At 61.8% G+C, this 12,272-nt stretch carries 10 protein-coding genes; 3 read left to right on the forward strand and 7 right to left on the reverse strand.

The genetic code is table 11. The features are described from left to right. Window positions 1-47 precede the first annotated feature (47 nt). The 6 genes from cysG to BM416_RS16755 are packed head-to-tail and all read right to left on the reverse strand — an operon-like array spanning window position 48 to window position 7,550. Window positions 48-1,442 carry a siroheme synthase CysG gene (gene cysG / locus BM416_RS16730; protein ID WP_092488796.1) on the reverse strand — a complete coding sequence of 465 codons (1,395 nt, stop codon included), beginning with the start codon at window positions 1,440-1,442 and terminating at the stop codon, window positions 48-50. Further along, entirely contained in the window at window positions 1,443-2,723 is a 1,281-nt protein-coding gene (gene serS / locus BM416_RS16735; RefSeq protein WP_092488797.1) for a serine--tRNA ligase, read from the reverse strand. It abuts the gene before it with no gap. Between the two features lie 16 nt (window positions 2,724-2,739). Continuing rightward, window positions 2,740-3,114 carry a fluoride efflux transporter CrcB gene (gene crcB / locus BM416_RS16740; protein WP_065948349.1) on the reverse strand — a complete coding sequence of 125 codons (375 nt, stop codon included), beginning with the start codon at window positions 3,112-3,114 and terminating at the stop codon, window positions 2,740-2,742. Continuing rightward, on the reverse strand, window positions 3,114-4,436 hold the full coding sequence (locus BM416_RS16745) for a replication-associated recombination protein A (RefSeq protein WP_027606344.1): 1,323 nt from the start codon (window positions 4,434-4,436) through the stop codon (window positions 3,114-3,116). The genes crcB and BM416_RS16745 overlap by 1 nt, the downstream gene beginning before the upstream one ends. 27 nt (window positions 4,437-4,463) lie before the next feature. Beyond that, on the reverse strand, window positions 4,464-5,087 hold the full coding sequence (gene lolA / locus BM416_RS16750) for an outer membrane lipoprotein periplasmic chaperone LolA (protein ID WP_016975527.1): 624 nt from the start codon (window positions 5,085-5,087) through the stop codon (window positions 4,464-4,466). A gap of 54 nt (window positions 5,088-5,141) precedes the next feature. Next, the gene (locus tag BM416_RS16755) at window positions 5,142-7,550 is read right to left on the reverse strand and encodes a DNA translocase FtsK (protein WP_065927074.1); all 2,409 of its coding nucleotides are present in this window, start codon (window positions 7,548-7,550) and stop codon (window positions 5,142-5,144) included. Between the two features lie 498 nt (window positions 7,551-8,048). Here BM416_RS16755 and aat point away from each other — a divergent pair, with 498 nt between their 5' ends. The 3 genes from aat (at window position 8,049) to infA (ending at window position 9,811) form a co-directional block, all read left to right on the forward strand. Beyond that, window positions 8,049-8,729 (forward strand): leucyl/phenylalanyl-tRNA--protein transferase, encoded by a 681-nt coding sequence (gene aat / locus BM416_RS16765; protein ID WP_027606341.1) that lies wholly within the window; start codon window positions 8,049-8,051, stop codon window positions 8,727-8,729. A gap of 55 nt (window positions 8,730-8,784) precedes the next feature. Next, window positions 8,785-9,492 (forward strand): arginyltransferase, encoded by a 708-nt coding sequence (locus BM416_RS16770; protein ID WP_092488798.1) that lies wholly within the window; start codon window positions 8,785-8,787, stop codon window positions 9,490-9,492. Between the two features lie 100 nt (window positions 9,493-9,592). Beyond that, on the forward strand, window positions 9,593-9,811 hold the full coding sequence (gene infA / locus BM416_RS16775) for a translation initiation factor IF-1 (RefSeq protein WP_002553999.1): 219 nt from the start codon (window positions 9,593-9,595) through the stop codon (window positions 9,809-9,811). 164 nt (window positions 9,812-9,975) lie between these two features. On the opposite strand, the gene clpA is transcribed toward infA, so the two are convergent. Then, complete coding sequence (gene clpA / locus BM416_RS16780) at window positions 9,976-12,246, reverse strand: ATP-dependent Clp protease ATP-binding subunit ClpA (protein WP_027606339.1); 2,271 nt, start codon at window positions 12,244-12,246, stop codon at window positions 9,976-9,978. Between the last annotated feature and the right edge of the window lie 26 nt (window positions 12,247-12,272).

Genomic DNA, 12,272 nt, shown 5'->3' on the forward strand with positions numbered 1-12,272 from the left:
ACGGCTGGCAAGCCCGTCTGGTGAGCGGGCTTGTCGCAATAATGTTGTCAAACCTGAGACTGGGCGCCTTCAAACCACTTCAGCTTCTCGCGCAACACCACCACCTCACCGACGATCACCAGCGTCGGCGCATGCACTTCATGCTCCGCCACCATGCGCGGCAAGTCTGCCAGGGTGCCGGTAAACACGCGCTGGTTGGACGTGGTGCCCTGCTGGATCAACGCCGCCGGGGTATCCCCGGCACGCCCATGCTTGATCAGTTGCTCACAGATGATCGGCAAGCCAATCAAGCCCATGTAGAACACCAGGGTCTGCGACGGCCCTACCAGGTCACTCCAGGGCAGGTCCGACGTCCCGTTCTTCAAGTGCCCGGTGATAAAGCGTACCGACTGTGCGTAGTCGCGATGGGTCAGCGGAATCCCGGCATACGCCGCGCAACCACTGGCGGCGGTGATCCCCGGCACCACCTGGAACGGGATGCCGTGGGCCGCCAGTTCCTCGATTTCTTCACCGCCACGACCAAAGATGAACGGATCGCCCCCCTTGAGGCGCAGCACGCGCTTGCCTTGCCTGGCCAGGTCCACCAGTTGCTGGTTGATCTGGTCCTGCGGCACGGCGTGGTCGGCGCGGCGCTTGCCGACGTAGATGCGCTCGGCATCACGACGGCACAGTTCCAGAATCGCCGGCGCCACCAAACGGTCGTACAGCACCACGTCGGCTTGCTGCATCAGGCGCAGGGCACGGAAGGTCAGCAGGTCCGGGTCGCCTGGGCCGGCACCGACCAGATATACCTCGCCCGGCGCATAAGGCGGCGCGCCGTTGACCTTTTCGATCAACAGACGCTCAGCCTCATCGCCCTGCCCGGCCAACTGACGGTCGGCAATCGGGCCCTGGAACACTTCCTCCCAGAATGCCCGACGCTGCTGCACATCCGGGTACAAACCTTTGACCTGGGCACGAAAGCGCGCCGCCAGCCCGGCCAGTTGGCCGTAGGTGGACGGAATCCAGGTTTCCAGCTTGGCCCGGATCAAGCGCGCCAGCACCGGCGCATCGCCGCCGCTGGACACCGCGATCACCAAGGGCGAACGGTCGACAATCGCCGGGAAGATCACGCTGCACAAGGCCGGCGCGTCCACCACATTGACCGGAACGCAACGACGCTTGGCATCACTGGACACTTGCGCGTTCAGTGGCTCGTCGTCGGTCGCCGCGATGATCAGGGTGCAGCCTTCCAGGTCGGCCTCCTGATAACCGCGCAGAATCAATTCCCCGCCACTGCCCTGCACCAACTCGCGCAACTGGTCTTCGATCTGGGGAGCAACCACCCGCAGCACGGCGCCGGCGTCAGCCAGCAGGCGGGATTTGCGCAAGGCAATCTCCCCCCCGCCGACGACCAGCACACGACTGCCGCGCAGGTTATGAAACAGCGGCAGGAATTCCATTTAGCGGATGACCTCGACGCCCGCCATGTAAGGCTTGAGCACTTCAGGTACGCGGATCGAACCGTCAGCCTGCTGGTAGTTTTCCAGCACCGCCACCAGGGTACGACCTACAGCCAGGCCCGAACCGTTGAGGGTATGCACCAGCTCCGGCTTGCCGGTTTCCGGGTTACGGAAACGCGCCTGCATGCGCCGGGCCTGGAAATCACCGCAGTTGGAGCACGACGAAATCTCGCGGTATTTGTCCTGGCTGGGTACCCACACCTCGAGGTCATAGGTCTTCACGGCGCTGAAGCCCATGTCGCCGGTGCACAGCGCCAGGACGCGGTACGGCAGCTCCAGCAGCTGCAGGACGCGTTCGGCGTTGGCGGTCAGGCCTTCCAGGGCTTCCATGGATTGGGACGGCTCGACCACCTGGACCATCTCGACCTTGTCGAACTGGTGCTGGCGGATCATGCCGCGGGTGTCGCGGCCCGAGGCGCCGGCTTCGCTGCGGAAGCACGGCGTGTGGGCGACGAATTTGATCGGCAGTTGCCTGGCGTCGAGGATCTCACCGGCCACGATATTGGTCAGCGACACTTCGGCCGTCGGGATCAGATAGAAGTCGGCTTCGCCGTCGCGGCTGATCTTGAACAGCTCTTCCTCGAACTTCGGCAATTGGCCGGTGCCCTGCAGTGCCGGCGCCTGAACCAGGTAAGGCGTGTAGGCTTCTTCGTAACCGTGCTCGCCGGTGTGCAGGTTGATCATGAACTGCGCCAGAGCGCGGTGCAGGCGCGCAATCGGGCCACGCAGCAAGGCAAAGCGCGCGCCGGAAAGCTTGGCGGCGGTTTCAAAATCCAGGCCACCGGTCAATTCACCCAGGGCGACGTGGTCCTTGATCTCGAAATCAAAGGCCGTTGGCGTGCCCCAGCGGCGCACTTCGACGTTGCCGTCTTCGTCGTCGCCAATCGGCACCGACTCATGCGGCAGATTGGGGATGCCCAGCAGGATCGAATCCAGCTCGGACTGAATGCCTTCCAGCTCGACCTTGCCGTCGGACAGCTCGGTGCCCATGCGCTCGACGTCCGCCATCAACGGCGCGATGTCTTCGCCCCGTTGCTTGGCCTGACCGATGGATTTGGAACGCGCATTCCGCTCAGCCTGCAGTGCTTCGGTGCGGGTCTGGACGGTCTTGCGCTGTTCTTCCAGCGCTTCGATGCGCGCAACATCCAAGGCAAAGCCACGGGATGCCAGGCGGTCCGCTACGTCCTGAAGGTTGCTACGTAACAGTTTGGAATCGAGCATGTCGGTCTCTCGTTTATCAAAGTTTGGTCAAGGACAGGCCGGCCCAGGTGGCGAGCAGCCCGCCGAACACGCTGATGCCCAGGTACCCGAAGGCGACCAGGGCCTGCCCGCTTTCCAGCAAGCGCAGCGTATCCAGTGAAAAGGATGAAAAGGTCGTCAGACCGCCTACAAAGCCGACAATCAGGCCGGCGCGAATTTCAATCGGTACTTCCGGGCGCAACAGGAACCAGCCGTACAACAACCCGATGATCAGGCAACCCACCAGGTTGACCGCCAGGGTCGCCGCATAAAAATGCTTCGGCCAATGGGCGCTCACCCACGTACCGGTGGCGAAACGCAATAATGTACCAGCGATGCCGGCTGCGGACACGGCAAGAATCGTCTTGAACACTACTTTCTCCGCTGTTTTGGGCTGAGGCGGTCGAGTTGGGCGAGGTGATTGAGCTTTTCACCGATCTTCAGCTCCAGGCCACGGGGCACCGGCTGGTAGAACGGCTGCGGCTCAAGCTCATCGGGGAAATAGTCTTCGCCGGCGGCATAGGCGTCCGGCTCATCATGGGCATAGCGGTATTCATCACCGTAGCCCAGTTGTTTCATCAACTTGGTCGGCGCATTGCGCAGGTGCAGCGGCACTTCGAGGGAGCCGTGTTCGGCGGCCGCACGCAGGGCGGACTTGAAGCCCATGTACACCGCGTTGCTTTTCGGCGCGCAGGCCAGGTACGTGATGGCCTGGGCCACCGCCAGCTCGCCTTCCGGGCTGCCGAGGCGCTCCTGCACTTCCCAGGCGGCCAGGCACAGGCTCAGGGCGCGCGGGTCGGCGTTGCCGATGTCTTCACTGGCCATGCGCACCACGCGGCGCGCCAGGTACAGCGGGTCGCAGCCGCCGTCGATCATGCGCGCAAACCAATACAGCGCGCCGTCCGGGTTGGAGCCACGCACGGATTTGTGCAGCGCCGAAATCTGGTCGTAGAAAGCTTCGCCGCCCTTGTCGAAACGCCGACGCGTGTCGCCGAGCAGGCTTTGCAGCAGGTCGACGCCAATCTCGCTGCCGTCTTCGGCTAGGTCGGAGGCGTTCTCCAGCAGGTTGAGAAAGCGGCGACCGTCGCCGTCGGCAGCGCTGAGCAGGATCTTGAAGCCTTCGTCGCTGAGGCTCAGCTGACGCTTGCCCAGGCCCTTGTCTTCGCTCAAGGCGCGGTGCAACAGCTTTTGCATCGCCGCTTCGTCGAGGCTCTTGAGCACATAGACCCGCGCCCGCGAGAGCAACGCGTTGTTCAACTCAAACGAAGGGTTTTCGGTGGTGGCCCCGATAAAAATCAGCGTGCCATCCTCGACGTAGGGCAAAAACGCATCCTGCTGCGACTTGTTGAAGCGATGCACTTCGTCGACAAACAGGATGGTGCGCTTGCCGTACTGTCCGGCCTGCTGCTTGGCCACCTCGACGGCCTGGCGGATCTCCTTGACCCCGGCCAGCACGGCCGAGACCGTTTCGAAGTGTGCATCCGAGACTTTTGCCAGCAGTCGCGCCAGGGTGGTCTTACCCACGCCCGGCGGCCCCCAGAAAATCATCGAGTGCAGCGCACCCTGCTCCAGGGCTTCGCGCAACGGCTTGCCGCGAGCGAGCAGGTGTTCCTGACCGACGTACTCATCCAGGTTGGTCGAGCGCAGGCGCGCGGCCAAAGGCTGGGCAATCGGGTCACTTCGAAACAGATCCATGGGCAGCGTTTGAAACCTCTGGGCAGTTTATTCCTGGATCACGTCGGCACCCTTGGGGATGTCGAACTTGAACTTGGACGCCGGTACCGGCTGGTTGGCCTTGACCCCGGAGAACAGGATATCGGTGCGCTGGCCGACGCTGTCGACCAGGCGCATGTTATTGATCACGCCGTTGCCGAACGACAGGGACAACGTGTCAAACAGCGTGTCCTTGGATTTCGGCTTGAGGGTGAACTCGATCACATTGCTGGTCTGCTTGGAGGTGATGTCGAAGCTGTCGTTGATTTTCGACACATCGCCCGACAGCAGCAGCGCCGGCGTCTGGTTCAGGCGCGGGTCGAGCTTCTTGATGGTGGCCTGCTCCAGGTCCGGGTCCCACAGGGTGACTTTCTGGCCGTCCGAGACGATGGTCTGCTCGGCCTTGCCTTCGGTGTGCCAGTAGAACAGCCCTGGGCGCTGCACGGCCATCTCGCCGGCGGTTTCCTGCAACTGGGTGCCACCGGCATCCAGGGTGAGCTGGGAGAAGCGCGCGGTCAGGGTCTGGGATTTGTCCAACAGGTTTTTCAGGCTGGCGACGGAGGCCGGGTCAGCGTGGGCCGAAACAGCGGTCAGGGCCAGTGCCGGCAACAACAGCATGCGGATAAGACGCATGGGAGTCCTCATTGAGTCGTAAGGGCGCGCCGCGTGCTGCCACGCGGCACGGAATCAGTCGCGCATCTGCCCGGGGGCGATGACTTCGCGCGAGCCGTTGGTGTTCATTGCAGTGACGACGCCAGCGTTTTCCATGGCCTCGATCATGCGCGCGGCACGGTTGTAGCCGATCTTCAGCTTGCGCTGCACCGCAGAAATCGAGGCACGGCGGCTTTCCAGCACGAAGGCCACGGCTTCGTCGTACAGCGCGTCGGTTTCGGCATCATCGTCGCCACCGCTGCTGCCACCGTCAAAGCCGCTGCCGGCCTCTTCGACACCGGCGAGGATGTCGTCGTTGTATTCAGGGGCGCCACGCAGCTTCCAGGCCTCCACCACGCGGTGCACTTCATCGTCGGAGACGAAGGCGCCGTGGACCCGGATCGGCAGGCTGGTGCCGGGCGGCATGTAGAGCATGTCGCCGTGGCCCAGCAGTTGCTCGGCACCGCCCTGGTCGATGATGGTCCGTGAGTCGATCTTGCTCGACACCTGGAACGCCATGCGGGTCGGGATGTTGGCCTTGATCAGGCCGGTGATCACGTCCACCGACGGACGCTGGGTGGCGAGGATCAAGTGGATACCGGCCGCCCGCGCCTTCTGGGCGATACGGGCGATCAGTTCTTCGACCTTCTTGCCGACGATCATCATCATGTCGGCAAACTCGTCGACCACCACCACGATGGTCGGCAGCTTGCTCAACAGCGGTGCTTCGTCGTGGATACTTTCGCGCTTGTACAGCGGGTCGGTCAGCGGCGTGCCGGCGTCCTGGGCTTCCTTGACCTTGGCGTTGAAGCCCGACAGGTTACGCACGCCCATCTTCGCCATCAGCTTGTAGCGCCGCTCCATCTCGGCCACGCTCCAGCGCAGGGCGTTGGCGGCGTCCTTCATGTCAGTGACCACCGGGCAGAGCAGGTGCGGAATGCCTTCGTAGATCGACAGCTCGAGCATCTTCGGGTCGATCATGATCAGCTTGGCGTCTTCCGGGCCGGACTTGAACAGGATCGACAGGATCATCGCGTTCACGCCCACCGATTTACCCGAACCGGTGGTACCGGCCACCAGCAGGTGAGGCATTTTGGCAAGGTCGGTGATCACCGGCTTGCCGCCAATGTCGTGGCCCAGGGCCAGGGTGACCGGCGACTTGAAGTTGTCGTATTCGGGCGTCGACAGCACTTCGGAGAACCGCACGATCTGGCGGTCCTCGTTGGGAATCTCGATACCCACGGTGGTCTTGCCCGGGATCACTTCAACCACGCGCACGCTGGTCACGGCCAGGGAGCGCGCCAGGTCCTTGGCCAGGTTGGAAATGCGGCTGACCTTGACGCCGGCAGCCGGCTGGATTTCGTAACGAGTAATCACCGGACCGGGATGGATCGAGTCCACCGACACCTCGACGCCGAATTCCTTGAGCTTGATTTCCAGCAGATGGCCGACGGCCGCCAGGGACTCAGGGGAATAGTTGAGCTGTTTCTTTTCGGCCGGGTCGAGGATCGAGATCGGCGGCAAGGTGCCTTCCACGGCGCTGTCGACAAACAACGGCGCCTGTTTCTCTTTCTGCACGCGGTGGCTGGGCTCGGCCGGCTTGGGCGGCGCCGGGGCGATCACCGGCGGCACCTGCTTCTCGCGGTCCGACATGTGTTTGCTCAGGGCCTGCTCGCGTTCGATCAGGCGTTCCTTGACCTTGGCCTGCTCACGGCGGTCCGGTGTGCTTGGGGCCACCACTTCGTTGACGCGGGTATCCACCTCGCGCAACTGGGCCACCATGCGCTTGCGTTCGACCCGGGCGGCCCACCAGCGGTTGGCAGCGCCCTGGAACAGCTCCAGCAGGTCGAGCGTGATCTTGCCCGTCACGTCCATCACCTTGAACCACGACAGGTCGGTGAACACGGTGAGGCCAAACAGGAACAGCGCGATAAACATCAGGGTGCTGCCCTGGATATTCAGGGTCTTGCGCGCCAGGTCGCCGAGGCTCTCGCCCAGCGCCCCACCCGCGCCCGCCGGCAGGCCGGTGGGTGCGTGGAAATGAATATGCGCCAGGGCGGCACCCGACAGCACCAGGAATACCAGGCCGATCAGGCGCCACGAAAACAGCCAGCCGCTCCACTGCCACGGCTCATGACGCTGGCGGAAGATCTGCCAGGTCTTGATCGCCAGCAACAGCGGGAAGATATAGGCGAAGTAACCCAGCACCATGAACAGGATGTCGGCGCTGTAGGAGCCGGCAGGCCCACCGAAGTTCTGCACGTCTTCGATCTTGCTGTTATGGCTCCAGCCCGGATCGTCCTTGCCATAGGTGAGCAAGGCCATCATCAGGAACAGGCACAGCGCGCCGATAGCGATCAGCGCGCCTTCCTTGAGTCGATAGTGCAGGTGCTGGCGCCAGGCCGGCACGACGGCTGCTTTAGGTGTTGCGGCGGATTTCTTCAAAACGGGTCTTTTCCTGCGCCTGTTAGCGCGTCCATCTGTTGAATAACTGCAAATACTGCCCAATCCGAGCAGCTGAAAAATGAACGAACGTCGTGGAATCTACTTTTAACACTGGGCGATTGCTGGATGAAATGGCGATAACACCACAATGGCCGCATTGTACGGGTTTGTGTTGCGGTTGCCACGCCACTTGGCTTTCTTCAGGCAGCATAGCCAATTGTGTGTCACAACATGTTCAATTTGAGCATGCATTGTCTTTGCTGACAAAGGCTTATGAGCTGTTTTTACCAATCCAGGCAAGCTTGGCAAATGGCCTGCAGGGGCCAGACCCGATTACGACCACGCCTCACGCAGAGAGTTGCAGAAACACCCGCTCATGCTTCTGCACGCCAACAGCCGATTCGGGCTGGCCCCACAGCGCTGCGTCGACAATAATCACACCCCTTGGGGCAGGCGATCCGCCTGCCACTCCCCTCCCCTTCCGCAAGCCTGGATGCCATGCTGACCTGGTTACAACGCGACTCACTGACATTTCCCCCGCTGGCCAAGGCCATGCGTGAACCCAATGGCCTGCTCGCCGCCGGTGGCGACCTGTCGGCCGAGCGACTGGTGCAAGCCTACCGCCACGGTTGCTTTCCCTGGTTCTCGGAGGGCCAGCCGATCCTCTGGTGGTCGCCGGACCCGCGCACCGTGATATTCCCCGACGAGCTGCACGTTTCCCGCAGCCTGGGCAAACTATTGCGCCAGCAGCGCTATACCGTGACCTTCGACCAGGACTTTGCCGCCGTCATCCAGGCGTGCGCCGCGCCGCGCGCGTATGCCGATGGCACCTGGATCACCGAAGGCATACAGAGCGCCTACCTGACGCTGCATCAGCGCGGTTACGCCCATTCGGTGGAGGTATGGGACAACGGCGAGCTGGTAGGCGGCCTGTATGGCCTGGCGATGGGCCAGCTGTTCTTCGGCGAGTCGATGTTCAGCCGTGCCGACAACGCCTCGAAATTCGGCTTTGCCACATTGACCCGGCAATTGCAGGCCTGGGGCTTTGTACTGATCGACTGCCAGATGCCCAACGACCACCTGCACAGCCTGGGCGCCCGCGCCATATCCCGCAGCGACTTTGCAGGTTTCCTGCGCAACCATCTGGACCAACCCAACGCAGGGCCATGGGTTTCTTAGGCGACATCCGCACACCTGGCTTACACTTATTTCAAAGCTTATCCGAGGGTTGATCATGACCGAGTTGGCGCGTTTGAAGTTCTATGCCACTCAACCCCACTCTTGCAGCTATCTGCCCGACGAGCAGGCCACCACGCTGTTCCTCGACCCCAGCCAGCCAATGGATGTGCACGTGTATGCCGATCTCTCGGAAATGGGTTTTCGGCGCAGCGGCGATCATCTGTACCGGCCCCACTGCCAGAACTGCAATGCCTGCGTGCCGGCACGCATCCCTGTGGCGCAGTTTCTGCCGGACCGCAATCAGAAGCGCATCCTCAAGCGCAATGCCGACCTGACGGTGGCAGCTGCCAAGCCACGATTCACCGAAGAGTATTTCGACCTGTACCAGCGCTATATCGAGCAGCGCCACGCCGACGGCGATATGTTCCCACCCAGCCGCGACCAGTTTTCCACCTTCCTGGTGCGTGACCTGCCGTTCTCGCGCTTTTACGAATTTCGCGCGGACGGCCGCCTGGTGGCCGTCGCCGTGACCGATTTGCTGCCTAACGGCCTGTCAGCGGTCTACACCTTCTACGAGCCGGCCGAAGAGCGGCGCAGCCTCGGGCGCTTCGCGATCCTCTGGCAAATCGGTGAAGCACTGCGCCTGGAACTCGACGCGGTGTACCTCGGATACTGGATCAAGAACTGCAAAAAGATGAACTACAAGACCCAATATCGCCCCATAGAACTGCTGATTAATCAAAGATGGGTCACGCTTAACTAGAACCCCTTGGCTTAAACACCCTTTTTCGGGCACAATGCACGCCGCTTTTGCCTGGCGCAGTTGCACCGGGCCATTCACTGGATACCGAGGGCTTTACTGCATGTCGAAAGAAGACAGCTTCGAAATGGAAGGCACTGTCGTCGACACCCTGCCCAACACCATGTTTCGTGTGGAGTTGGAAAATGGGCACGTCGTAACCGCGCATATCTCCGGCAAGATGCGCAAGAACTACATTCGTATTCTTACCGGTGACAAAGTGCGCGTCGAGCTGACGCCCTATGACTTGAGCAAAGGGCGTATCACTTACCGCGCTCGCTAAGCAAGTCAATACAAGACGCCCGGTTATGCCGGGCGTTTTTGTGTGCATGGGATTTCTCAAACACCGAGGAATCCTGCGGGAGGGGGGGCAAGCCCATTCTGAGAATTGCATTTCAAGACAGCAAAAAGGCGCCTTTCGGCGCCTTTTGCGTTATTGCAGAACGATCAGGCCATTTCAGCCGTGGTTTCGAACTCGAAGGTCAGCTCGCCATCCTTCAGGTCGATATGCACCACGCCACCATGGTCGGAAAGCTCGCCAAACAGGATCTCTTCGGCCAACGGCCGCTTGATCTTGTCCTGGATCAGGCGCGCCATCGGGCGAGCGCCCATTGCCGCGTCGTAGCCACCTTCGGCGATCCAGCTGCGTGCCGCTTCCGTGACATCCAGTTGCACGCGCTTGTCTTCCAACTGCGCCTGAAGCTCGGTAAGGAACTTGTCCACCACACTCTTGATGACCTCATGGCTGAGGCGACCAAACTGGATAATGGTGTCCAGGCGGTTGCGGAACTCCGGCGTGAAGCTCTTCTTGATCACTTCCATAGCATCGGACGAGTGATCCTGGTGGGTAAAGCCGATCGAAGCCCGCGCGGCCGTCTCGGCACCGGCGTTGGTGGTCATGATCAGGATGACATTGCGGAAGTCCGCCTTGCGCCCGTTGTTGTCGGTCAGGGTCCCATGGTCCATCACCTGCAGCAGCAGGTTGAAGACTTCCGGGTGAGCCTTCTCGATTTCATCGAGCAGCAGTACGCAATGGGGCTGCTTGGTAATCGCCTCGGTCAACAGACCGCCCTGGTCGAAACCGACATAGCCCGGAGGCGCACCGATCAGGCGCGACACGGTGTGACGCTCCATGTATTCGGACATGTCGAAGCGCACCAGCTCGATCCCCATGGCCTTGGCCAATTGCCGCGCCGCCTCGGTCTTGCCGACACCGGTAGGACCGGCGAACAGGAACGAACCGACAGGCTTGTCCGGCGACTTGAGGCCCGCACGCGACAGCTTGATCGCGGTGGACAGCGCGTCGATCGCTGCGTCCTGGCCGAACACGGTGAGCTTGAGGTCGCGCTCCAGGTTACGCAGCAGCTCCTTGTCGGAACTGTTGACGTGTTTTGGTGGAATCCGCGCGATCTTCGCGACAATGTCCTCGACCTGAGGCACGTCGATGCGCTTAACACGCTTCTCGACCGGCTGCAGGCGCTGGTAGGCCCCGGCCTCGTCGATCACATCGATGGCCTTGTCCGGCATATGCCGGTCATTGATGTAGCGCGACGCCAGCTCAGCGGCCGCACGCAACGCCTCATCGGTGTACTCGATGCCGTGGTGCGCTTCAAACCGCCCCTTGAGCCCGCGCAGGATGCCGATGGTGTCTTCGACCGACGGCTCGGACACGTCGACTTTCTGGAAGCGACGCGCCAGGGCACGGTCTTTCTCGAAGATGCCGCGGAATTCCTGGAAGGTGGTCGAACCGATGCAGCGGATATCACCCGACGACAGCAACGGCTTGAGCAGGTTGGAAGCGTCCATCACCCCACCGGATGCCGCACCGGCACCAATGATGGTGTGGATCTCGTCGATGAACAGGATCGCCTGCGGGCGTTTTTTCAGCTCGCCGAGCAGCGCCTTGAAGCGCTTCTCGAAATCGCCACGGTACTTGGTCCCGGCGAGCAACGCGCCCAGGTCAAGGGAGTAGACGACACTGTTGGCCAGCAGGTCCGGCACCTGGTTGTCGACGATGCGCTTGGCCAGGCCTTCGGCAATCGCGGTCTTGCCCACGCCCGCCTCACCCACCAGCAACGGGTTGTTCTTGCGACGGCGCGCCAGGATCTGCGCTACGCGCTCCACCTCAAGCTCACGCCCCACCAACGGATCGATCCGCCCCTGGCGCGCCAGCTCATTGAGGTTGCTGGCATAGGCATCCAGCGGGTTGCTTGAAGAAGAAGACTCGCCGCCCTCGTCGTCCTGCATATCCTGCTCACCCTCGGAATGATCGCCATGCCCAGGCACCTTGGAGATACCGTGGGCGATGTAGTTGACGACATCGATACGGGCAACGCTCTGCTGCTTGAGCAGGAACACTGCCTGGCTTTCCTGTTCGCTGAAGATCGCCACAAGCACATTGGCGCCTGTGACTTCACGCTTACCGGAGCTCTGTACGTGGAAAACAGCACGTTGCAATACCCGCTGGAAGCCCAGGGTTGGCTGGGTCTCACGGTCCTCGTCATGCACGGGGATCAGTGGCGTGGTGGAGTCGATAAACTCCTGCAGGTCATGCTTGAGCTTGTCGAGGTTGGCGCCGCACGCACGCAGAACCGTGGCGGCAGCTTCGTTATCCAAAAGTGCCAGCAGCAGGTGTTCGACGGTCATGAATTCATGACGCTTCGAACGAGCCTCCTTGAAGGCAAGATTGAGGGTGACTTCGAGCTCGCGGTTTAACATAGCTTCACCTCATACCCAAGTGGTCG

Source organism: Pseudomonas sp. NFACC42-2 (genome assembly GCF_900116055.1).
Classification (GTDB): Bacteria; Pseudomonadota; Gammaproteobacteria; order Pseudomonadales; family Pseudomonadaceae; genus Aquipseudomonas; species Aquipseudomonas marginalis.

What these genes read in the sequence shown, in the direction of transcription:
- BM416_RS16745 (WP_027606344.1), bottom strand. Translation starts at nt 4,436, where the DNA reads ATGGATCTGTTTCGAAGTGACCCGATTGCCCAGCCTTTGGCCGCGCGC.
- lolA (WP_016975527.1), bottom strand. Translation starts at nt 5,087, where the DNA reads ATGCGTCTTATCCGCATGCTGTTGTTGCCGGCACTGGCCCTGACCGCT.
- clpA (WP_027606339.1), bottom strand. Translation starts at nt 12,246, where the DNA reads ATGTTAAACCGCGAGCTCGAAGTCACCCTCAATCTTGCCTTCAAGGAG.
- infA (WP_002553999.1), top strand. Translation starts at nt 9,593, where the DNA reads ATGTCGAAAGAAGACAGCTTCGAAATGGAAGGCACTGTCGTCGACACC.
- aat (WP_027606341.1), top strand. Translation starts at nt 8,049, where the DNA reads ATGCTGACCTGGTTACAACGCGACTCACTGACATTTCCCCCGCTGGCC.
- BM416_RS16770 (WP_092488798.1), top strand. Translation starts at nt 8,785, where the DNA reads ATGACCGAGTTGGCGCGTTTGAAGTTCTATGCCACTCAACCCCACTCT.
- cysG (WP_092488796.1), bottom strand. Translation starts at nt 1,442, where the DNA reads ATGGAATTCCTGCCGCTGTTTCATAACCTGCGCGGCAGTCGTGTGCTG.
- serS (WP_092488797.1), bottom strand. Translation starts at nt 2,723, where the DNA reads ATGCTCGATTCCAAACTGTTACGTAGCAACCTTCAGGACGTAGCGGAC.